Annotated in this window: 17 protein-coding genes and 1 pseudogene; 7 read left to right on the plus strand and 11 right to left on the minus strand. The window is 43.0% G+C overall.

The annotated features are described in order from the left end of the window. Window positions 1-17: 17 nt before the first annotated feature. Window positions 18-1,514 (minus strand): DNA recombination protein RmuC, encoded by a 1,497-nt coding sequence (rmuC, locus tag AAEZ00_RS08795; protein ID WP_124014193.1) that lies wholly within the window; start codon window positions 1,512-1,514, stop codon window positions 18-20. A 355-nt stretch (window positions 1,515-1,869) separates the two neighbouring features. On the opposite strand from rmuC, the gene msrP reads away from it, so the two are divergent. Both msrP and msrQ read left to right on the plus strand, forming a co-directional pair. Continuing rightward, window positions 1,870-2,907, plus strand: coding sequence for a protein-methionine-sulfoxide reductase catalytic subunit MsrP (msrP, locus tag AAEZ00_RS08800; RefSeq protein WP_124014192.1), 1,038 nt, complete (start codon window positions 1,870-1,872; stop codon window positions 2,905-2,907). After that, window positions 2,907-3,512: a protein-methionine-sulfoxide reductase heme-binding subunit MsrQ gene (msrQ, locus tag AAEZ00_RS08805; RefSeq protein ID WP_124014191.1), complete on the plus strand. Its 606-nt coding sequence runs from the start codon at window positions 2,907-2,909 to the stop codon at window positions 3,510-3,512. Before msrP ends, msrQ begins: the two co-directional genes overlap by 1 nt. Before the next feature lie 12 nt (window positions 3,513-3,524). On the opposite strand, the gene AAEZ00_RS08810 is transcribed toward msrQ, so the two are convergent. Further along, on the minus strand, window positions 3,525-3,854 hold the full coding sequence (locus tag AAEZ00_RS08810) for a hypothetical protein (protein WP_101030374.1): 330 nt from the start codon (window positions 3,852-3,854) through the stop codon (window positions 3,525-3,527). Between the two features lie 320 nt (window positions 3,855-4,174). Between AAEZ00_RS08810 and AAEZ00_RS08815 the strand changes: the two genes are divergently transcribed. Next, complete coding sequence (locus tag AAEZ00_RS08815; protein ID WP_351074761.1) at window positions 4,175-4,639, plus strand: lysozyme inhibitor LprI family protein; 465 nt, start codon at window positions 4,175-4,177, stop codon at window positions 4,637-4,639. 53 nt (window positions 4,640-4,692) lie between these two features. Here the strand turns inward: AAEZ00_RS08815 and AAEZ00_RS08820 are convergent, their stop codons facing one another. Further along, complete coding sequence (locus tag AAEZ00_RS08820; RefSeq protein ID WP_124014189.1) at window positions 4,693-4,869, minus strand: DUF6435 family protein; 177 nt, start codon at window positions 4,867-4,869, stop codon at window positions 4,693-4,695. Window positions 4,870-5,335: 466 nt separating this feature from the next. Beyond that, window positions 5,336-6,541 (minus strand): MFS transporter, encoded by a 1,206-nt coding sequence (locus AAEZ00_RS08825; protein WP_351088565.1) that lies wholly within the window; start codon window positions 6,539-6,541, stop codon window positions 5,336-5,338. A gap of 538 nt (window positions 6,542-7,079) precedes the next feature. On the opposite strand from AAEZ00_RS08825, the gene AAEZ00_RS08830 reads away from it, so the two are divergent. Beyond that, window positions 7,080-8,786 carry an AMP-binding protein gene (locus AAEZ00_RS08830; protein WP_351088566.1) on the plus strand — a complete coding sequence of 569 codons (1,707 nt, stop codon included), beginning with the start codon at window positions 7,080-7,082 and terminating at the stop codon, window positions 8,784-8,786. A 726-nt stretch (window positions 8,787-9,512) separates the two neighbouring features. Here AAEZ00_RS08830 and AAEZ00_RS08835 read toward each other — a convergent pair. The 6 genes from AAEZ00_RS08835 to AAEZ00_RS08860 all read right to left on the minus strand — a co-directional run bounded on the left by AAEZ00_RS08835 (window position 9,513) and on the right by AAEZ00_RS08860 (window position 17,739). Next, window positions 9,513-11,393 (minus strand): methyl-accepting chemotaxis protein, encoded by a 1,881-nt coding sequence (locus tag AAEZ00_RS08835; protein WP_335686325.1) that lies wholly within the window; start codon window positions 11,391-11,393, stop codon window positions 9,513-9,515. A gap of 1,037 nt (window positions 11,394-12,430) precedes the next feature. After that, window positions 12,431-13,174, minus strand: a complete 744-nt coding sequence (locus tag AAEZ00_RS08840) for a cupin domain-containing protein (RefSeq protein WP_124014261.1) — start codon at window positions 13,172-13,174, stop codon at window positions 12,431-12,433. A 199-nt stretch (window positions 13,175-13,373) separates the two neighbouring features. After that, entirely contained in the window at window positions 13,374-14,441 is a 1,068-nt protein-coding gene (locus AAEZ00_RS08845) for a DcaP family trimeric outer membrane transporter (RefSeq protein ID WP_164839556.1), read from the minus strand. Window positions 14,442-14,659: 218 nt separating this feature from the next. Beyond that, window positions 14,660-15,793 carry a hypothetical protein gene (locus AAEZ00_RS08850; RefSeq protein WP_351088567.1) on the minus strand — a complete coding sequence of 378 codons (1,134 nt, stop codon included), beginning with the start codon at window positions 15,791-15,793 and terminating at the stop codon, window positions 14,660-14,662. A 54-nt stretch (window positions 15,794-15,847) separates the two neighbouring features. Then, window positions 15,848-16,216 (minus strand): cytochrome c3 family protein, encoded by a 369-nt coding sequence (locus tag AAEZ00_RS08855; protein WP_124014258.1) that lies wholly within the window; start codon window positions 16,214-16,216, stop codon window positions 15,848-15,850. 5 nt (window positions 16,217-16,221) lie between these two features. Further along, window positions 16,222-17,739: a flavocytochrome c gene (locus AAEZ00_RS08860; RefSeq protein WP_351088568.1), complete on the minus strand. Its 1,518-nt coding sequence runs from the start codon at window positions 17,737-17,739 to the stop codon at window positions 16,222-16,224. Between the two features lie 340 nt (window positions 17,740-18,079). On the opposite strand from AAEZ00_RS08860, the gene AAEZ00_RS08865 reads away from it, so the two are divergent. Beyond that, window positions 18,080-18,859, plus strand: coding sequence for a TetR/AcrR family transcriptional regulator (locus AAEZ00_RS08865; protein WP_351088569.1), 780 nt, complete (start codon window positions 18,080-18,082; stop codon window positions 18,857-18,859). An 83-nt stretch (window positions 18,860-18,942) separates the two neighbouring features. Here AAEZ00_RS08865 and AAEZ00_RS08870 read toward each other — a convergent pair whose 3' ends face one another. Beyond that, window positions 18,943-20,571 carry a methyl-accepting chemotaxis protein gene (locus AAEZ00_RS08870; RefSeq protein WP_351088570.1) on the minus strand — a complete coding sequence of 543 codons (1,629 nt, stop codon included), beginning with the start codon at window positions 20,569-20,571 and terminating at the stop codon, window positions 18,943-18,945. Between the two features lie 290 nt (window positions 20,572-20,861). Between AAEZ00_RS08870 and AAEZ00_RS08875 the strand changes: the two are divergent. Both AAEZ00_RS08875 and AAEZ00_RS08880 read left to right on the plus strand, forming a co-directional pair. Then, a pseudogene (locus tag AAEZ00_RS08875) lies at window positions 20,862-21,668 on the plus strand (hypothetical protein); the annotation flags it as partial. Window positions 21,669-21,949: 281 nt separating this feature from the next. Next, complete coding sequence (locus AAEZ00_RS08880) at window positions 21,950-22,330, plus strand: DUF2513 domain-containing protein (RefSeq protein ID WP_351088571.1); 381 nt, start codon at window positions 21,950-21,952, stop codon at window positions 22,328-22,330. The last annotated feature ends 45 nt before the right edge of the window (window positions 22,331-22,375 follow it).

The raw sequence follows: 22,375 nt of genomic DNA on the forward strand, positions 1-22,375 counted from the left end.
ATTACTCCTGCTAGCCGTTAAATATTTTGTTGATGGGTTTCGGCTGACTCATCTAGTGCACGGTTAAGCAATTGTTTGTCTAACTGTTTGCTGGTGTCGACTCCAAATTGCTGCATCTGATGCGCTTGTCTAATGACATTGCCTTTGCCTGACGATAATTTTGCCATGGCACTTTGATAGCTTTTATCTGCCGTATCTAAGGCGCGACCGAGCTTTTCCATATCTTCAAGATAACCACATAATTTGTCATAAATGCGGCTTGCTTGCTTGGCAATATTTTGTGCATTTTGATTTTGATATTCATAACGCCATATATTATTGATAGTGCGTAAGGCCACCAGTAAATTGGTAGGACTGACGAGCATAATATTTTGTTCAAGCGCGAAATTGACTAAGCTTGGATCGTATTCAATGGCCAGTAAAAAGGCGGGCTCAATTGGGATAAACATAAGCACATAGTCCAAACTCTTGAGGCCGTGCAGCTTATGATAATCTTTTTGGCTTAGGCCTTTAATGTGCTGCCTAATCGACAGTGCGTGTTCTTTTATGGCTTGATCTCGAATGTCTTTATCTTCGCTATTAAAGTAACGTTCATAGCTGACTAGCGACATTTTTGCATCGATCACTACGTCTTTTTGCTCGGGTAAATGCACGATAACATCGGGTTTAAAGCGCTTACCATTGTCGTCTTTTAAATCTTGTTGTGTTTGGTACTCATGGCCTTCGCGCAAACCACTTTCTTGTAATACGCGATCTAAAATGACTTCGCCCCAATTACCTTGCTGCTTGTTGTCACCTTTAAGTGCATTAGTCAGGTTAATGGCGTCTTGGCTCATTTTTAAATTAAGATCACGTAAATTATCTAATTGATGTTTTAACGCGCTACGTTCAGATTGTTCATGAGTATATGACTCTTGAATTTGACGTCTGAAGCCTTCTAATTGCTGCTTTAACGGCCCGATTACGCCGTCTATTTGTGAGACATTTTGTTGTTTAAAGCTTTCACTGCGCTCTTCAAAAATTCGATTGGCCAGGTTTTCAAATTGCAGTTTAAGGCGCTCTTCTGCTGACTCGAGTAGAACAATTTTATCTTGTAATGACTTTTGCTCTGTTTCTGCTTTGACCAAAATGGTTTGTTGCACAGCGTTCGACTTGGCTAAATTGAGTTGGGATTCCATTAAACGATGCTGGCTATCGACCATTTGTTGCTCGACGACATTAACCCGATCGGCTTTGGTTTCTGCGCGAGACAGTTGAGCAATCAGTTCTTCTATCTTATGTTGCAGATGATTACTGTGATCGATTTTATCATCGAGCTTATCTTGTAACCTCGACATCTCAATATGCACTTCATTAAGTTGTTGAAGTGTTTGTTGTTCATGTTGAAGTTTTAGCTGCTCCCATCGTTTACGAGTTAATCGTTGATTGATGAGGGCGCCAATTAAAAAGGCAAGGAACGCGACAGCAATCAGAGCTGCAATTTGAGGGGGAGTTAACGACACTGCAAAAGGCATAACAATAACCGATAGAAGATAATGGTTAAGGGTCGCACGGCTAATAAACGCCTGCAAGGGGCAAAACAAGGATTGGATGAAATATTGTTGTTAATGATTAAATTTAAATCTACCTGTAACTTGAGTTCGTATCAACTGTCATTATGGCGGCGGTTATTGTGCTATTTTACTGACAAATTATGACCAAATCTGCTTTTGGCGGTTTTTAATAGTATGTTGAATTAACAAGATCAATACGTTGAATTAAAAACAGCAATACGTTGAAATAAAAAACCAATGTAACCTGTCTATTGAGAGATGAAGAGCAGATTTTGGTCTCGATAGGCTGTCGACAAACATTTATAAGAGGTGATTTATGGCGGGTAATAAACGCTTTACTAAAGGCATACTTAAACGGGCTCCTTGGCATCTTGCCGATAATCAAGTTACACCTGAATCGGTATTTAATGATCGCCGTAATATCGTTAAAGCCTTAGGTTTAGGGGCGTTAGGGGCCAGTTTGCCGGGGCAAGTTCAGGCGGGTATTTTTGATCTATTTGGTGAACAACAAGCCAAAAATCCCTTTACTACTCAAGGCCTACAATACGCAACACCGGCAAAGTTTGTATTGCCAAGTCCTAAAACACCAGAAGATAAAATCACTCGTCATAATAATTTCTATGAATTTGGTAATAGTAAGTCGGATCCTTATGACAATGCCCAAGGTTTTAAGGTTGATCCTTGGACGTTAACCATTGACGGCTTGGTCGATAAACCCATCACCTTAGATTTAAATGAACTGACGACACGTTTTGCTCTGGAAGAACGCACTTATCGCCTACGCTGTGTTGAAGCGTGGTCTATGGTAGTCCCTTGGGTGGGTTTTTCGTTAGCCAGTTTACTCAAACAAGCCGGCGTGCAAAGTAATGCAACTCATATCGCTTTTGAGACCTTGTTTGATCCTGAGCAAATGCCAGGGCAAAAGAGTCGCTTAATGGGGGGCGGGATCCATTATCCGTATGTTGAAGGCTTAACGGTTGCCGAAGCGATGAATGATTTATCGTTTTTAGCGGTAGGCTTGTACGGTAAAACGTTGCCGCCACAAAATGGTGCTCCAATCCGCTTAGTCGTGCCTTGGAAATATGGTTTTAAAAGTATCAAGTCTATTGTGCGTATTCGGGTGATGGATAAACAACCTCCGACAAGCTGGAATCAATTGGCCTCAAGTGAGTATGGTTTTTACGCTAATGTAAACCCAGAGGTGGATCATCCTCGTTGGTCGCAAGCCTCTGAGCGCAGCATCGGAGAAGGCGGCTTATTCTCTGCTAAGCGTATTCCGACCCAAATGTTCAATGGTTATGCTGATTCAGTGGCCGATTTATATAAAAATATCGATCTGAGGAAGTTTTACTAATGCGCATAAGTCCTCGAGGACTGTTTTGGTTAAAGGTGTTATTGCATATTAGCTTTTTATTGCCCGCCTTTTATCTGGTGACATTAGTGTTAACTGACAATGCGGGTGGCGATCCGGTGCAGTATATTATTCATTATACCGGTATGGGCGCGATTAATAGTTTATTAGCCACGTTATTGATTTCACCCATCGCCAAACGTTTTAAGATAGCGGCGCTAATGCAAACTCGCCGTTTGGTGGGCTTGTATGTGTGTGCTTACGCACTATTGCATATTAGTGCTTTTATTAGCTTAGATTTGCTGTTTGCGTGGGGATTATTGTTTGAGGAGGTGATCAAGCGGCCTTATATCTTAGTCGGCGCAGCAACATTAATTATTATTGTATCACTGGCGTTAACCTCGCCTAATGCTATCAAACGACGTTTGGGAAAGCGCTGGCAGTCATTGCACAATTGGGTTTATCTGGCTGCCATATTGGCACCGATCCATTTTTATTGGTCGGTAAAGTCAGAGATTATTGAACCCAGCATCTATATTGTTTTATTTGCCGCGCTATTGGTTTACCGCAAAGACAGTATTTATAAATGGTTGAAACCGAATAAATAACCTACGTTATTACTAACGGCGCAATTTTTGATTGAGGCCGTTGGTTGAAAATGCCGCAAACACCGTAAATATCATGACTGATACCATGATAATGGCCAATCTTAACCAAGGCTGTTCGAGTGCAATGCGCATATCGATGAAATTGAACGTGGTTACTGCCCACACAAATATCACGCTGATCAGTAAGCCTATCTTGAGTAATGTGTATACAAATGAATGTTTAATAAACATCAACAAGGGCAAACTTATGGCGATAATGGCCAATATATGCTGATCAAAGCGTAAAAAATGGGCGCCCAATAATAGGTAAGCCAAGCTGATAATGGTTACTCGCCACCACATGCCAATTCTCCTCAATAACGCGTAATAACAAATGTAATTATTAACGTAACAACTCGCGCAATCATTAAGAAAATCACTAGCGCAACAGCTGACGTTGACCTGTGCAGCATAACGTTAAATGAATGGCTATTCTTGATTGTGGTTCACAGATCACTTAATTACCTCTGCTCGGGGTAATAAAGGACCATCAAACCGCTCTTTGTCCTGCTATCTGCGTTGATTTGCAAGCGGCACGCTATTGACGCGTCAATGTACCTTGTGAGTAAAAAAATGCTAAGTTTGATATGACATAGGTTGAAAGACTGTAAGGAGTATTATCAATGAAACAATATATCATCCTAGTATTACTGGGTTGCACTATGGTGTTAAGTGGCGGGGGTTGGGCGCAAGAAACTGACTATCAAGCAAGTGTGCATCAAGAAACAGGCCATGAAGTAGCGGTTGACTGTAGTAATCCGATTAACACCCTTGAAATTAATGACTGTGCTAGGCAGCAAGCCGATGATGCACAAGTAAGATTGGACAAGTATATGGCTAAAGCCAATGAGCAATATCATGATTATCCAAAGGCGCTTGAAGCACTACATCTGTCTCAACGAGACTGGCTGCCATATCGAGAGTCTTATTGTCATGCTATCTATGAGTTATGGCGAGATGGGACTATAAGAGGTGCAATGTACCATGGATGTATGCTGCAACTTACTGTGCAGCGCACTCATAATATTTGGCAACATTATTTAACGTATATGGACTCCAGTGAGCCTATATTACCCGAGCCAAAATAATGATCTCCAATAAGTGGGTAATGGCTCCCGAATTCAGATAATAACTGTGACGATTATTTACTTGCAGCCTCTAGTGTGACTATTTTAGCCCAAATCTGTTCCGATTCTGCGGTTAGCAGAGAATAGGTCTTTATATCGCCTTTACGCTGTGCTTGCATGGCTTGCTCCAGTATTGAATCATAGCTTTTACGTAATTTTTTGACTGGATCTGGCTTTAAAAATGAAAACATTGTTTGGCTCTTTGTGATGGCTAATAGCATCAGATACGAAGTAACTGAGGTTATAGCCCATTATAATTAACGGTTTTCTACTGGATTTTGCTATTTATGCAAAGATGGTTTGCTGTTTGTTCGGTCAATAAATTCCCCATAATTAGCCAAGCTGTGGGAGACTGATGACATGCATTATGAACGCAACTTTTTTCAACACAACACTTTTCAACTGCTTTTAGTGGCTAATGTAAGCTTTCTCATTGTTGTATTATTCTACCTTGGCGTGAGTATTCAGCCGCCAAGGTAAATCATTTTCTAATGGGATTATATTGGCCCATTCAGCATGTTGGCGATGACATTTTCATCTACAATGTTATCGCCAATGAAGTAGATAATGTCATCTACAAGGTCATCTATAATGTCATCTACACTGTCATCTACAATGTGATCTACAATGTGATCTACAATGTCAGCAACAAGGTGATTAAGCAGGGCATTGCTGCAATTGGGAATTTTTCTTGCTCATTTGCAGATAACTTAACAGCCACATTATGAAGCCGCCAGTAAATAGCACCGCCGCAACATAACCCGTCTCGTTGGGTAATGCACCTTGTGCGATAACCATGCCGCCTACCCAAGGGCCGATGGCATTGGCGATGTTAAATGAACACTGCACCAAGGCACCTATCATGGCGTGGCCGTTTGGTGATACATCCATCAGTAAGGTTTGAATTAAGGTGGCTAAGCCTAAACTGCAGCCAATAAAGAAAATCACCGCATACAATAGCCAAATGTTATGGCTGGCACCGACGTAGGCAAGCGAAAATATAATCATACAAATTAAGGCTATGCCTGTGGTGTATAAAGCCGCACGATCGGCCGCTTTGCCTAATACATAGTTACCCAATGTACAACCAATACCAAACATCACCATCGCGATTGAAATTGTGTATGCCGGCGTTTGGGTGACCACTAAAATGGTGTCGGCAATATAAGTGTAAATACAAAATACGCCGCCAAAGCCAATAATCACAATACCTAGAATTGACCAGACCAATTTATTTTTCAACACGCCAAATTCATTGATTAAATTTGACGGCTGGCTGTTTTCTATTTTAGGGATCACTACATACACGCACGCCAGTGCAACTAAGGCCAGAGCTGATGCCCCCGCCAAGCAATAGCGCCAGCTTAAATTTTGCCCAACTAAAGTGACAATTGGCACCCCGACGATAGTGGCTATGGTTATGCCCATAAACACTTTGGATATATAGCTGGCGCGTTTATCTTGTGGGGCAATATCGGCGGCTAATAATATGGCCGCGCCAAAGTAAGCGCCATGGGGCAGGCCACTTAAAAAACGGAATACAATAAGCTGTTCAAGTGAGGTTGCCATGGCACTTAAGCCATTGGCGATAAACATTAATGTCAGAAAAATAGCCAAGGCATGGCGTTTTTTCATATTGGCCGTCGTCAGCATTAAAATCGGCGCCCCGACAACAACCCCTATCGCGTAAGCACTAATGGCATAACCGCTCTGTGACGGTGTTGAGGAAAATGTTTCGCTGATTAAGGGCAGCATTGGCATCATCGAAAACTCCGATAATCCCAATATAAATGTGCCTAAGGCTAATACCAGCAAAATGGCGCGAGTATTAAGTTGACTTGGTAACGTTGCCGCCGATGCCATAAAAATCCTGTTAGTGATAAGAGATAAATAGTGATAAGTACGACTTCACTACTGAGTACATGGCGATAGAGACAAGCACCATTTGGGCTTGAATGTTGCAGACAAACAATAAGCTTTATCTGTCACGCAAAAAGTGTCCGAATCGAGCTAAACATCGTCGCAATAATAGTAATGTCGCGATTGATTGTTTTAGATTATCGACGGTAAGGTGAAAAAATATGGGCGTTTATTCGATATTTAATCAAATGTTTTATAAATTAATTATTCATTTAAACAAGTGGTTATGATTGTTTTTTTGTGATTTTTTTGATCTAATCAGTGGCTGTAATGTAATCATGTAGTTAATTAAAGCGGTTAATGCTGTTTAAAATGGATTATTGAAATATTCACGTTCTACAGTGTAACAAATCCCTTCCGTCGGCATCAATCTTTAGTCTAATACCGCCGTTTTTTACTTGTGAGTGACCCCATGTATTGGTTAGTTTGAATAAGACTAATCATAATATTCATTATAATAATAAATGCCATGGAGGCTTCAATGTTTATCCCGCCAAATCAAGCAACATTTCCACTAACGTTAAGTGAATATCATGGTGCCACTTCAACGACGCTGATTGAAAACACCATTGGCCAATATTTTGATGATATTGCTAATACCTATCCAGATAATCTTGCCGTCGTCGTTCATCATCAAGATATCCGCTGGAACTATCGCCAGTATCAAGCCAAGGTTGACGCACTTGCCACAGGCTTATTGAAACTAGGTATTCAACCTGGGGATAGAGTAGGGATCTGGTCACCCAATAATATTGAATGGTGTTTAACTCAATTTGCTACCGCTAAAATTGGTGCCGTAATGGTGTGCATTAATCCGGCCTATCGAACAGAAGAGTTAGCATATTCCCTCAGTAATGTTGGTTGCCGTGCCGTGATTTGTGCCGATAAATTTAAGTCGAGTAATTACCTGAAGATGTTGAATGAGCTAGTGCCAGAATTAAGCGACAATCTAGGTCACTTATCTGCTCGCGCATTACCCGAACTTGAGTTTGTGATCCGCATGGGAACAGACAAGACACCAGGCATGCTTAATTTTAACGATTTGCTGGTTGATGTTAGCCGTGATGACCAACAGGCGTTAGCCACTATTGCTGATACACTCAACAGCCATGATTCGATTAATATTCAATTTACCTCAGGCACCACAGGTAGCCCTAAAGGCGCGACGCTATCGCATCATAATATTTTAAATAATGCCTACTTAGTGGCAGAGGCAATGAAGCTTACTCCTGCCGATAAACTGTGTATTCCTGTGCCGCTATATCATTGTTTTGGTATGGTATTAGGCAGCTTATCTTCTATTATTTACGCTTCAGCGGCAGTGTATCCTAGTGAGTCTTTTGATCCACTAACCACCTTGCAAGTCATCGCACAAGAGCGCTGCACCGCATTACATGGTGTGCCGACTATGTTTATTGCCGAATTAGAACACCCACAATTTAACCAGTTTGACCTTAGCTCACTGCGCACTGGCATTATGGCTGGCGCCACTTGCCCTGAAGAAGTCATGCGCCGAGTACAAGAACTGATGTACATGAAAGAGGTGCTGATTGGTTACGGACAAACCGAGTGCAGCCCGTTAAACCACATTACTGAAATAGATTCTCCCATCGAAAAACAAGTGCTCACCGTTGGCCGAGCATTGCCACACACCGAAGTGAAAATTATCAATGAATTTGGCGACGTGGTTGCTATTGGTCAACCCGGTGAAGTGTGCAGTCGAGGCTACTGCATTATGCAAGGTTATTGGAATGACCCCGCTAAAACAGCTGCAACCATCGACAGTGCTGGCTGGTTACATTCGGGCGATATCGGTCAAATGGACGAGCTTGGTTATGTGCAAATTGTGGGTCGTATTAAAGACATGATCATCCGCGGCGGCGAGAATATTTACCCACGAGAAATTGAAGAAAAGCTCTACAGCCATAAGGACGTGCAAGACGCCGCCGTGTTTGGCGTGCAAAGTGACAAATATGGTGAGGAGGTGTGCGCCTGGATTAAAGTTCGCGCCAATGCCGACATTACCGAAGACGATATTCGTCATTTTCTAACTGAAAAATTCGCCTATTTTAAAGTGCCGCGCTACATCAAGTTTGTCGACCAATACCCCATGACCGTCACTGGCAAAATTCAGAAATTTAAAATGCGTGAGTTAATGTATGAGGAGTTACATAAAGCGATAAATTGATATTTTACGTGTAATCATTTAAGCCCAGTGTTGAGTTATCGCACTGGGCTTTTATGTTGAAGGGCAATCTATTTCAAAGTGAACTAGAGACTACACGCGGCGGACGAGTACAGCATTAAATGGCAAGTCATAACCGTCATAACAGTCATAACATTGACCTAATTGACACAGCCTGACTTTCGACAAAAAATTTGAATTTGAGTTTGAATTTGAGTTTGAGTTTGAGTTTGAATTAAACACAGCTGTAAATAAATGATGTTTTCTCGATAGCGCATGGTGAGTGATACCATTGGCAACTTATTTTGTCTAATGGCTCAGAACGTTAGCGTCAAAACGCAGTAATTTTAAATGCGCCAATTGATACACCGAGAGCGGCATCAAACGATAAATTGAGGCTTCATGATTGCGCGAATTGATGTTGATGGGGTCTGGCACTCGTCGCCAATCGGTCTTCCTACTGACGAGGTTCAGCCCAAAGCGCTTGAATGAGCAGGTTAGCTTCGCTGATATGTGAAAGTGTCGACGGTACTTATGTAAATTATTTTTTATGTACACCAGAAGTGGCCGAAAAAGCATCGTTCAATAGTTAAATGCTAACGCTTTGTTGATCATCAAAATGGTGTCAAGTCAATCTCGGTGAACGCTTATATTGGCAGCATGTCATAGCCCTCAATATCACCAAAAGTAATGATCTTTCGATGATATTGAGGAATACTTAAGTCTGCCTTAAAGCTTAAATTTGCTCACAATACCATTTAGAGTATTCGCCATTCCGCCCAGCTCATTTGCAAGTTCGGTAGTGCTATCGGCGTGCTTATTGGTTTCTTTTGCCGAATCATTGATCTCCAGCACACTCTGGTTAATTTCCGCGGCGACCTGAGTCTGCTGCTCTGATGCTGTGGCGATCTGGTCATTCATATTAAGAATAACAGAAACAGAAGTGGTGATTTGTGTCAGGGATAGGTTTGCTTCCTCTGTCTTGGTCGACGTTTGTCGAGCGAGCAGCGTACTCTTGCCCATTTGATCTACCGCTTTTTTAGCCTCTGTTTGAAGCTTTTCAATCATCATAGTGATCTCATTGGCGCTATCTTGTGTTCGGCTTGCAAGGTTTCGAACTTCATCTGCGACTACCGCGAATCCGCGACCTTGTTCACCGGCACGTGCCGCTTCAATGGCAGCATTTAAAGCCAAAAGATTAGTCTGATCGGCAATGCCTTTAATCACATCGAGAATGCTACCAATATTGACCGTTTCTGCCTCAACGTTTTCGATGACATGGGTGACACCGTTCATCTCATTGACCAGTAAACGGATATTAGCATTCATATCCTCGACCACTTTCATTCCAACCTCAGAATATTCGCTAGCGCCCTGGGCCGACTCTGCCGCTTGCAGTGCACTTCGTGCTACTTCATCGACGGTGGAGGTCATTTCGTTCATCGCCGTCGAAGTCTGCTCAAGCTGGACTGTTTGTGCCTTCGAGCCATCACTCATCGTTTGGGCAGACGATGAAAGCGAGGCAGAAGAGCGATTAAGATCATTTGTTGTGTTATTAATATTGGCGACAATGGCCCTAAGATTCTGTGCCATGGCGATCACATTGCCATAAATACCTTCCTCCTGCCCGGAAGAGGATAAATTCATACTCAAATCTCCCTCAGCCACTTGCTTAACCATGTTTGATATTTCCAGTGGCTCCCCGCCAATAGGTTTGTAAATAAGCCGAATAACCATCTGGTAAATAACGATCATGAGTACAATCAGGGAGATCACAATCAACACAAGAACGTCATGTAGGTTATTCATGCTAGCAGCTTCGATGACATCTATTGCTTCATAGCTAGCCACAGTCCAATTACGGACTTTCATCTTATGACTTGTTACAAAGTAATCGCCCAAACCGGGAGCCGAGTATGTCATCGACTTATTTGAGTCAGATATCGCTCGGTATTGTGGGCGTAATTCAAATATGTTCTTGCCAATATGGTCTTTTACCTCACTCGATACTATGTAGCCATCGCTGCGGTAGACGAACATTTGATTGTTATTGCTAAGAGAAGCGGCAAAATCACTGAATAACTTAACTGGGATATTGATTAACACCACCCCAGAAATTTTCCCTTGGTGCATGATAGGCACAGAAAGACCAAACACTTCGACGTTTTTAGTGACATCGACAAAAGACGTGCTCACGACGTAGCGCTCACCTGCAAAAATATTTATGAACCATTCACGCTTAGCTGTGATTGCATTAAAATTAGCGACAGCCTTACCGTCACTAATTAGGGTGCCATCCTTCAAACCTAAATAGATCCCCGCTTCACCATTAATCGTCTGGGCTATTTCCTCAACGGTAAGGTTTGCTCGTTCAAGGTCGAGTTCGCCATATTCATCGAAAAAGAATGTGCCAGAATCAATCACATCGAAAAAGCGCATTAATTTTTCATCTAATGCCTGAGCCACCAGTTTAGATTGTGTTTCAACTTTATCTTGATAACTCGCGCGGCTGAATTCTGCAAAGTTTTGATAAGCAACGATGGATACCAGCAACACCATAAAAAAAGATAACGAGGTAAATAGCCCCGTTATTTTGTATTTCAACAACATAAATATTCAACCCATAATATGAAAATAAAAAATCAAAGAGGTTTCAGCTAATCATTACAGACGAGACCAGGAAATCGTGATTTTAATTGAAGGCAAGATACAAATAATCTTTATAATTAGCAACTTATTTACGCCAGACTTTTGAAGCCTTCAGCAACAGGGGGAGCATGTGTAATCTATATCCACTTATGGAATTAATTCCAAATAAATCAATATGCAGTGGTCTATAAAATAGTCACTTTTTAGAGCCTAAGCAGAATAATCGGTCCGATCCATTTGGCGTCAACCCACTCGATAGCGTGTAACAAGGAAGGAGTCTATGAAACAACGTTAAATGAGAATAGACAGGTGAAATAAATAAAATAAAGATAACAAACCGTATGAAACCCCGGAAAATAAAGTTTATTTATTAATTCGCTAAATTAGCTATTCAATTCTGGATATATTTAATGTTTATATAATACATTTTTAATATAAACTAAACACGATGTTTTTTCTGTATCATAATAATAACATTCGTTGATATTTTTGTGTGTAACACAAATAAAAACCGCTTTTTTAAGTACAAAAATATAATCTAAATTTATCGATATGGATGTCAATTCTTGCTGTTTTTAATAAAATAAAATAAAAATAACATGGACACCCATCTTAAAATACTATTTTGAAATGGTAAATAAAGCGTAGTTGAATGGCTAACATTTAGTCATTAGGTGTGGCTGGCTATGTTAAATATTATCTTCAACATACAAAATATATTTTTATTATAGTGTTATGAAATTAATTCTGGTTTGTCTCGTTTGAGCTGGGTATTTGTTCTGTATCTGTTAATTAGCTTAATATGAACAATGAAACTAGGTAGTTCAGAGAATCTATCCAATATATTATGCTCAGAATTGGATTAATATAGTGGGACTGGAGTTTGAATGATGTGACTATTTAAGGGGGGGCTTACTGTGCGGCGAGCAGATAGTGTATAGGGTGTTTACTTGCAGATATTACGGCCGATTATTCTCGGCCGCAAACGTTAAAATCAGTTATTTTTTGAAGAACGCTTTGTTAGTGCCATATGGACCTAAGTTTAGATCGCGCTTACGAATTTTATCCACACGATCGAATGCTTCTTCTGCAACATGAAGGTTCTTCACGTCTTTACGCCAGTAGTACTTGAAGCCATCGAAGTGAGCATTCTTTGGATACCAGTACATCACACCTAAACCTTTATCGCTCATGATTGGTGTATTGTGAATGGTGGCGCCTGGAATGTAGAAGTACTGGCCCGTTCCCAAGGTTTGGAATTTGTTGTCGGCAAGGGTCTTGCCTTCGCCGTTAACCACGTAATAACACTCAGGTTGACCATGGAAGTGTGGTGCGTGATCTGATTTACCACCATTGGTGATACCCATTACCGTTGGGCTGTCTGAAAGCTCTTTCCACAGATATCCAACTGGCGCATTTTTAAGTTCACAGTTCTTGGCTTCCATTATGTTGCCTTCGTCGTCCATGGTCTTGCAGAAGCGCTGATCTAAGGCAATGCTGGCATTTGACTGGATGCTGTTAAAATCAATTTTGCCCGCTTCCCAGTCGGCAATATAGGCTTCAACCATTGGGTCGCTACACTGGGAAGGCATAGTATCTTGTGGCGAATATGGCGTGCTGTCATAAGGAACCGGCGTTATCTGCTGGAATGGTAGTTGTACGTGGTTACACTGTGGACCCGCAGCCAATGCCGTGGTTGAAGCGAGTGCGGCAAGGCCGAACATAATTTTTAGTTTCATCATTCATATCCTGTTATGGCTTGATGCCCGAAAGCTGCGATATTGTGCTTGTTCTTTTGGGCTTGAACTAACAATAAAGTGATAATGGTACTGTAAAGGTGAATTGGATCACGCGCCCTTTTTAGCAGCAAACTTATTCGTGACACAGCTCGCGAATAATCTTACCTATCGGCTGAGTTTATGACGTTTTTTCACATGACCATTAAATATGGAACTGCAGGGTGAACTGGGCATAGTGAGATTGCCCCGTTTGTGTCTGCGTGTTTGACCATGAGTATTGGTTGTCGCTGATCTGATAATGACCAAGCTCAACACCCACTTTTAAGGCCGGGGTTAAGTTGGTGAACAGGTTTACACCGAAGTGGCTCCGATCGGTTTGTTCAACTTGAGTTCGGGTATGACCATAAAAAATGGTTGAGCGGGTGGTCTCACTCCAGAAGTGCCGATAGGCGAGCATCGCCGAACTTGTGGTTTCTATTTCACCTTGAATGATATCTTTAGCTGCATCAGTTCCGACATAACGGCCCAGATTGCCATAGTGTAGCTGAAGTCTCAGATCGTCTTTACCAAAGGTATTTATTTTAGCCGCCAGTGAACCGCCCAGACCTAGTTGGGCCGTCTCGCTGGGGTCGAGGTACCTGACTAAGCCTGACAGTGATACATTTCCCCAGTGGCCTTGCTGGTCATAGCGGATGATGGCATCGGGGACATAGTCATTGCTGGTCTCTATCCAGTTGGTTTGTTCCGGGCTATTGCTGACCTGTGTGCCATAGGTGTAAGGGTTTTCCAATGCGACCTGCCAGTGACCCGTCTGGTATCTCAGTAGGGCTTGTCTCACCATCGCTTGCCCTACTAAGGGACCGCCAAGATCTGCCGTTTCGGCGAAGGTGCTGGTGTTAACTAATGTTGACCAGGTTTGGCCGGCCGTAAACGCCTCATATTGGATCATCGCATGTCTGACTCTCGGGCTGTAAGAGTTCGATATCACCGGGTTGCCTTGGGAGGAACCGACAAAATCAATCTCGACAAAACCACTGACGTCTCCCTGTGTCAGCTTGAGGTTAAATCGACTCTCCTGAGCGCCAAACTGGGTACGTTTCGCCTCATCCTGAATCGATCCATCTCCATTCCAGCTGGGTTGAAATGCAATGGTGCCGTCGACGTAGCGGGCATTGGTCTTGATAAAACCACCTAATTCATACTCAGTTGCAATAACTGTTGGGGTGGGGAGGAAAGTCAGTAATAGGGTGAGAGGTAAAGATATTTTTATGTTCATAATCTTCTACATGAAGGGATGGAACTAAAAAAAAGCCCTATCAAATAGGGCTTTTTTCAATAATTTATGGGGAAATCAGTAAGTAAAAGTCATGGACTGATATGAAACATGATCCGTATTTAAATCAGAAGTTTGAGCTACTATGCTGGCACTAAAAATCAGGTTCAGATGCGGGAGCGGCATTGAACCTGAGATGACTTAGCTTTTGGTGACTAGAAGTAATAACCAAAGTTGATGTTGACGCGCTTGTCCCAATCATTGCCCGCTTCAGGCAGACCGACGTGATCATTGTTGGCGGTTGAGAAGGTCATGTTTTTACCCATGACGAAATCAAACATAGTATAAGTTGGGCCTGCAGATACTGCGCAACCTGTGACGTTCTGCATACTGTTGTCGTAGCTGCTGTCATCGACGTCAGGCGTCATAATGCCAAAATCGTTATAGCACTTTACGCTACCCCAGTCTGTTTTGAAGGTCTTAGCGATATTGGCGTTATAGGCTTGGCCTTTAGAAGCGATCTCGTATTGCCAGCTAACTACAGATACACCAATCTTATTTGAATCGACCGCATCAGCGGCATCATATTCATACTGCATCGCTTGAAGTTGTAGGTTCCAGCTATTGTAGCTGCTGTCTAAATGAAGCGCCGCGGCGTAGCTATCACCGGTATTACCCGTTTTATTGTTGTAGATCTGACCATACTGAACAGAACCACCGAAGGTTGTTGAACCGCCTTTATGTTCTGCTGTGTAGGTCTGACGCACGTTAACTTGGTTTGTCTCTTCGTTGTTATACTCGTTGCCATTGATGGTGCCAGTATAGAGATCGGTCGCGTAACGCTTATTCTCGGTTGGACCATATTCAGCATTCTTGTAGAAGGCTAAATCTGTATGCCAGCCATTGCTGTTATAAACGGCCTTAACCCCAACATCATGGTCATCTTCGAAACCTAAGTAGTAAGGTAGACCAAACCACCAGCTGTTAGAGATAAAGCCACGGTTACCAAATGGCACCTTGTTGATACCAAACTGTAGCTGCCATTCAGGCTCGATATTGTAGATACCGTATCCGTATTTGATGTAGTCAGTGCTTGAGGTGAAACGGTACTCAGCGGCTAATCCCCAGTCGCCTTTCTTACCGTTAAACTTGATAGCGGCCATATCGAAGGTCAGATCGCCAGCCTTGTCTTTAGACGCTTCACTGTAATCTTTGTAACCATAGTTAACACGTACCGCGCCGCCTACGTTGATACCGTCTTCTTGCTCTTCTGCACTGGCGCTAAAGCCAGTTAGTGCTACCGCGGTTGCCACCATCGACAACATGAACTTGGTGGATTTTTTCATCATCATTACCCATTTAGTATGTTTATATTTATGTTTATGTTTAATTTTTCGAACTCGTTACATCACATCGAACCAGGTACGGTGACACTCGGCGCAGACGGGGGCTTTTTTCTCGTGTTCGCCGTGACAAGCTAAACAGCTGGCGCCCTGGTTGTAGTGGAATGATTTATGAGGATTGGCTTCTTCGATAGCAAGCTTTGACTTGTCGATCTCAATACTGTTGATGTCGCCATGACATTCGACGCAGGCGCTATCGGTCGCATTCTTTTTTCCTGAACCTTGATGGCAGCTCTGACAGCCATCCTCATAGATAAACTCATGATTGGTTCGGCCTTCAGTATTGCCCATCATTTTCACTAAATCGCCGGCAAATGCGCTCGTTGACAGGGAGAGTCCTACGAGTAAAGCCAATAGTAATTTGCTCATGTTGATCACCCCTGCAGGTCGCTTTTAATAGTTTCAGATACAACGATACCCATCGCCATACATTCCAGACAGGAGGTCGAACTCAATCGAGCCTCACCATGGACTCCACCTGTGACTTCACCTATGGCATAGAGCTTTTTGATTGGCTTCATGGAGCGACCATCGATAACCCGAGCCCCGATATCTGTCTTTAAGCCACCCATGCAGTAGTGCACCTTAGGCCAGACTCGAGATACGACGAACGGCGGCTTTAGCTCGACAGCCGTATCCATCTTACGACCGAAGAGAGGATCCTGACGTGTGCTGACTTGAGCATTAAACTCTTTCACTGTCTGTTTTAACTGAGTCAGAGGGATATTGAATTTTTCGGCCAATTGCTCGAAACTATCAACCTTCCATGCCATCTCATCACGAAGTGCGCGAACAACTCGGTCATCATCCGGATGATCTTTGTGGTTAAAGAAAACGACGGGGTAGGCTGGAGAACCATCTTGGTAGCGGTTCTTCATGATAGCTGCCGAGCAAGTCTTACGATCGGCTCTTTCATTCATGTAACGCTTACCATTCAGTACGCTGACTGAAATGCCTTCATGCCAGCCGATAGAGAGTAGGGCATTTGACCAGCCGAAGCCTCCTTCATCGGGTGAGCCCCAATGACCGGTTTGGATCATGTTCATATGAACAGGAAGCGCTCCTTGGGCCATGGCTGTTAGGGTGACTTCACCTGTTGCGCCTAGGGCATTAGTACAATCGAGTGATGGATCAAGAGAGGGATCGACAGCGGCGCGCAGCTCCATATTGCGGGCAAAACCGCCATTGGCGAGAACTACTGCCTTGTTTGCCTTGATAAAGATGCTCTTACCGGTTGTAAGATCTGGGAAACGGTAGTTTTGACGTACCTTAAGGCCGATGATTTCCTGTCCATCCATGATGAAATCTTCGATGTAATGTTGGAGGCGATAATCGATCCCCTCTTTTACACCTGTTTCATAGAGCTTGGTGGTGATGTCACCGCCAGTGCCATGTTGAGTTCTTATTGCGCGAGCCTTATTATGGCCACCGACCTGAATGTTAAAGCCTTCACGGAACTTAACACCTGTTTCGATACACAGCTGGTAAACGTCCAGAGCATGGTTGGCAATATTGCTCAGTATGGCCTCATTGGCCATGCCTCGCCCCGAAATCATCTGATCCGAGACTAACTCTGCAGGGCTGTCATCGGTTATCCCCTGGGCGAGTTGGATTGGATTTTTAGGGATCGCCAGCCAGCCGCCATTGATAGCCGAGTTACCACCGATAACCTGCATTTTTTCCAGCACCAGCACTGAGCCGACACCACTACGCTTAGCGTTTAACGCCGCAGAAAGTCCCGCAAAACCTGAGCCAACAACGATCACATCGGCCGACTCGTTCCACTTTATTTCGCCGCACTCACTGGCCATGACAGTACCCGGCATAGTCGATGCCAGCCCGCCCAGTGCCGCACCAGCACCCAGTTTTAAAAAATTTCTTCTATTTTGCATTTGTGTACCCTCAACTAGGAATGACACTAAGATAAAGGGAACTAGGGGCAGTAAAGGTGAACTAAATCACGGGGTTTTTTAAGCGACAAACTTATTCGTGAGTCATGTCTCGAATAAATTTACTCACGAGCAACTCCATATTTAACGGCCTGTAAAAATGTTGGAGGAATTTGATAGAGTGTTATTAAACTTTGCCGGAATGTTTATTTGACGTGATTCACAAAGGCCATGAATAACTATTCATTTACGTGAGATATCTCCCGATTGTTAATGGTGTCGCTATAACATCCGCTAGAGTTGAGACCATACTCATACCATTTAGAGACAGAGAGTATGTAAAATGAAATGCCCGACAGATGCACTACCTACACTAAGGTGTAATCAAATTTTAGATGCTGCAGAGTATCTGATTGAATCACAGGGAGTGGTATCTTTTAGGTTTTCTCAACTCGCGAAGGAAGTGGGCTGCTCTACGGGAACTCTGTATAAGTATTTTGAGCGGAAAGAGGATGTTTTAGTCTGCCTGTTTCTTCGAAGTGCAACCTCAAATCACCTCCAAATCTTTATCGATAAGTACCCGGAACTGACGGCCCAAGAGAAAGTCTTATTGCCAATCTTGTTTACATTCGAAACCATCAAGCGCAGCAAGAGTTTCTTTACCTTGCGATCTGTGTCGGTCAATACCATGGTTTGGCAGCTAGCCAGTGATGAGAAGGTGAAGCGATTTAAGAAACGTATCAATGCATTCTGGGAGTGGTTTACCGCCTCTCTTCATCAGGCGGTCGACAATGGAGAACTTGAAGCAACACCATTGCAGATTAAAGAATTGGTACAGGGAATCGTATTTTATCTTACAGGCTCTCTGACCCAGTTTGAGAGTGAATTAATTGCGCCCGAATATATGTCCAATCATCGTGAGACCTGCTACCGACATCTTTCAAGGTTGATGGCGCAATACCGATGGAAAAAGCCGTTTAATCAGGCGCTGTTTGATTCGCTAGAAGCGCAAACGACTCAATTTTTCAATAAACACTACCGTGACCATATGACGTGTGCGGCGTGTAGTGCACTGGCTAACGCACGTGAAAATAGTGTGACTCAATGCAGTCGGTTAGAATGATTAGCGAGTTAAGCTGTTTCAAAAAAAGCCTTCGAGCTAAATCGAAGACTTTTTTCACTATCTATTTGAACTAATCGTTGAACCTATACCTTGAACTGGCCTAGTGTCGATGATATATCAGTGGCTAACGCCTGCAGTTGCTGTCCGGCTATCTCTATCTGCTGAGCTCCCTGGGCCGACTCATCGGATGCCTCTCTGATGTTCTCAATATTTTGATGCAGGGCATCGACCACCACACTCTGCTGCTCTGTCGCCGAGGCTATCTGGGTATTCATATCGGCAACCACGTCGATATCGGCACTGATGTCACCAAATGCCACGGAGGTGAGTTTTGCCTGCTTAACACTCGCATCCGCTTTTTGTCTGCCTAAGTCAATAGTGTGTACCGCCTCCTCGACTTGATTTTGCATGCCCAGGATCATTCGTTCTATATCTTGCGTCGACTGTTGGGTTCGCATCGCTAAGGTGCGCACCTCATCGGCGACAACCGCAAAGCCGCGGCCATGTTCGCCCGCTCTGGCGGCTTCGATGGCGGCATTGAGTGCCAATAGGTTGGTTTGATCGGCAATCGACTTGATCACATCTAAGATACTGTTGATATCTTGGGCCTCCTGTTTCAGGCCATTCATTGCGCTGACAATCTGATGGACTGTGTCGGACAGCTCATTGATGAAGGTGATGTTATCCTCCACTAATACTTTGCCTTTCAATGCTCTGTCTTGAACCGTTAGTACTGATTTTGCTGCATCGGCGGCGTTGCGGGCGACATCAGTTATGGTCGCGCTCATCTCCTGGATAGCCGTTGCCACTTGATGATTTTCATGTTGATGCTGGGTAAGCAGTTCTCGTGAACGGCTGGTGATCACCGACATCTCACCAGTAGCACTATCTAATACGGTTTGACTCTGTTGCATTTCAATGACGATCTGTCGGACTTTCTCGGCAAACTGATTAAATCCGATGGCCAATTGAGCCAGCTCATCTTTACTCGATATCGCGAGCCTGACGGTCAGGTCGCCATCGCCCTGAGCAATTTCTTCCATCGCAGACGTCGTCGCATTTAGTGGCTGGGTAATTGAGCGAATAACCAGCATGGATGCGATAAAGATCATCGTTAATAGCAGGCTGAAAAATATTACTTTCTCTTTAATGAGCTGAGCAAACTCAGCATCAATATCATCGGTATAGACGCCAGTTGCTAATATCCACCCCCAAGGACGGTATAACTTAACAAACGTCACCTTGGGCTCCAGAGCAGAGGAGCCAGCTTTAGTCCATACATAATCGACATAACCTTCGCCTCCTTTGCGTACTGCATCGAGGAAGGCAACATAGACTTTTTTGCCCGTGGGGTCGGAAAAATTTATCAGGTTATTGCCTACATCTTTCTGGCTGGTGCCATGGGCCAATTGTTTGGCGTCGGTATCAAAAATCCACAGGTAGTTCTGCCCTCGGTAACGCATTGCAGTAATTTCAGATATGACCATGTCCTGAGCCTCAAAAAGGCTCATCTCACCACGCTCGACCGACGCTTGTGCTCGCTTGAAAAGGGACAGTGCGGAATTAACTACACTGCTGATTTCAGCTTGTCGTTGTTTCAACATTTTTGATTTTTGGTTAAAGGCCTCGTATCCGGAGCTGACGATAAACGCCAGCACTACAAAGATTAATAGCAGCCAGATCCTTTGAACGATAGAGAGCTGATTTAGCATTTTTTTTTCCAGTGGTAATTGAAGATAATTTAGTTCGTGCTAAATTTTGTTTTTATATTTTTTTTCATTTGCATGTTTTGTGTTGTGATGATTACCGCGAATAACTTTTCCGGTGTTCTTGGCTTGTGTGTTTGCACAAAGTTTTGTTTATGCTAGGGAAAAGCCTTCGAGTTACGTCGAAGATAAATGGGGTCAGAGTCTGAGGGATCCCCACGAATTTAATAGCATGCTTGTGGATCCTTGATTAAATCTTGTAGCGTCTTAACAAATAACATGGCCACCCATCCTAACTGCTTATGCAATGGCATAAAGGTTTTAAAGGTACCTTACTGTCACACAAGTTTGTAAAAGGTGAAGACCTAAACGAATTTGAACGTAAAACAGTGAATGATTGTATAACCCAATACCGACAACGCTTAGTTGATATCAGTTGGTTTATGCGTACCTTAAGTGAGCCGATTGCTCGAATGGCCAATAAAGAAGATAAGTGCACAGGCAGGTTTTATTCTCCGTCATCCATGGAGCTCACCCTTCGGGCCAGCTAAAGCTGTTCAAATTCATTCCCGATGAATTTGTGGGAAGGGCGGTTTACCTTTTCTTTTATAAATAGCCAAGCATTATTAGACAAAGCAGTCGTTCTGAGCTGTATGGCCTATGTCGACCATTATTTATTAATAGAAAGGCCTATCCGCGCCAAAATGCCCCCCCCCGAAACCTCAGACTACACCAGCATTCAACGCCGAATACACTCAGCGATAAAAGGTGAACAACCAACAGAGTTATTGCCTTTTGTGGGTAATGAACGCCTAAACATGCCAAATGGGCTGATGTTCAGTGTGAAGGATTACATTGTGCTTGTTGAAGATACTGGGCGAATTATACGAGAGGATAAACGGGGTGCAATTAGTTCAAGCAGCCAAGCTATTCTTAATAGGCTGAACATACCCGCTGAAAACTGGTTAAAAATCACTACAGAGTTTGGTTCATTATTTAAAGGTGCTGTAGGGGCGTTACCTGCATTAACGGAATATTGCGAACATTTGGACCGAAAGCGACGACAAGGTGCATCAAACTGCCAGCTCTGGTTGTGTGCCTAAACGCTAACTTTTTAATCCCATAACATCACTTTAGGCTTGATTGATATCAAGCTTTCCTGCTGTGTTAAATTGACCACATTACTGATGGATTGGCCATCGAGTGCTAATTTGTTAAACCATCCTGTTGAATTTGCTCGATGATAAAATTATACAAAGTGATCGCAACTCAAATAGAAAGGGGTTATGTTGTTACTTCAAAAAATGGGTGGCTATGTATTTTGGTGCCATGTAAACAGCGCAACGCACAAATACTAAAACGTTAGCTAACCAAGGAGAGTTCAGTGCAACGTGATATGGATTTAGTCCGAAAAATTCTTCTTTATATCGAGGGAAAAGAAGATGACCATCCGATAATTGATGCTCCATTTGATGGGTATGACGAGATTACACTTCTTGAACATTACCACTTAATTTTTGAGGCTGGTTTAGTTCGCGGAGAAACCATCTGTTCAACAACTACTCCTGAACGAGTGATAAAAGTCATACCTTTCGGTTTAACTTGGGCAGGTCATGATTTTACTAATTCAATAAAAAACGACAGTATTTGGAATAAAGCTAAAGATACTGTTTCATCGAAATTAAGTGGCTTACCTTTTGATGTTTTAAAAGCGGTTCTTATAGGTTTATGCAAAGAAGCCGTAAAGGACGCAGTTAAAGGTTAGCTAACAAAAACATCATGGTGGGAATTTTACGCGCTGAAAAATCGC

Source organism: Shewanella sp. S1-49-MNA-CIBAN-0167, assembly GCF_040310145.1.
GTDB lineage: Bacteria > Pseudomonadota > Gammaproteobacteria > Enterobacterales > Shewanellaceae > Shewanella > Shewanella psychromarinicola.

Coding starts and splice junctions, on each gene's coding strand:
- AAEZ00_RS08830 (WP_351088566.1), top strand. CDS start 7,080: ATGTTTATCCCGCCAAATCAAGCAACATTTCCACTAACGTTAAGTGAA.
- msrQ (WP_124014191.1), top strand. CDS start 2,907: ATGCGCATAAGTCCTCGAGGACTGTTTTGGTTAAAGGTGTTATTGCAT.
- AAEZ00_RS08840 (WP_124014261.1), bottom strand. CDS start 13,174: ATGATGAAACTAAAAATTATGTTCGGCCTTGCCGCACTCGCTTCAACC.
- AAEZ00_RS08860 (WP_351088568.1), bottom strand. CDS start 17,739: ATGCAAAATAGAAGAAATTTTTTAAAACTGGGTGCTGGTGCGGCACTG.
- AAEZ00_RS08835 (WP_335686325.1), bottom strand. CDS start 11,393: ATGTTGTTGAAATACAAAATAACGGGGCTATTTACCTCGTTATCTTTT.
- AAEZ00_RS08810 (WP_101030374.1), bottom strand. CDS start 3,854: ATGTGGTGGCGAGTAACCATTATCAGCTTGGCTTACCTATTATTGGGC.
- msrP (WP_124014192.1), top strand. CDS start 1,870: ATGGCGGGTAATAAACGCTTTACTAAAGGCATACTTAAACGGGCTCCT.
- AAEZ00_RS08850 (WP_351088567.1), bottom strand. CDS start 15,793: ATGATGAAAAAATCCACCAAGTTCATGTTGTCGATGGTGGCAACCGCG.
- AAEZ00_RS08865 (WP_351088569.1), top strand. CDS start 18,080: ATGAAATGCCCGACAGATGCACTACCTACACTAAGGTGTAATCAAATT.
- AAEZ00_RS08870 (WP_351088570.1), bottom strand. CDS start 20,571: ATGCTAAATCAGCTCTCTATCGTTCAAAGGATCTGGCTGCTATTAATC.
- AAEZ00_RS08815 (WP_351074761.1), top strand. CDS start 4,175: ATGAAACAATATATCATCCTAGTATTACTGGGTTGCACTATGGTGTTA.
- AAEZ00_RS08855 (WP_124014258.1), bottom strand. CDS start 16,216: ATGAGCAAATTACTATTGGCTTTACTCGTAGGACTCTCCCTGTCAACG.
- rmuC (WP_124014193.1), bottom strand. CDS start 1,514: ATGCCTTTTGCAGTGTCGTTAACTCCCCCTCAAATTGCAGCTCTGATT.
- AAEZ00_RS08820 (WP_124014189.1), bottom strand. CDS start 4,869: ATGTTTTCATTTTTAAAGCCAGATCCAGTCAAAAAATTACGTAAAAGC.
- AAEZ00_RS08825 (WP_351088565.1), bottom strand. CDS start 6,541: ATGGCATCGGCGGCAACGTTACCAAGTCAACTTAATACTCGCGCCATT.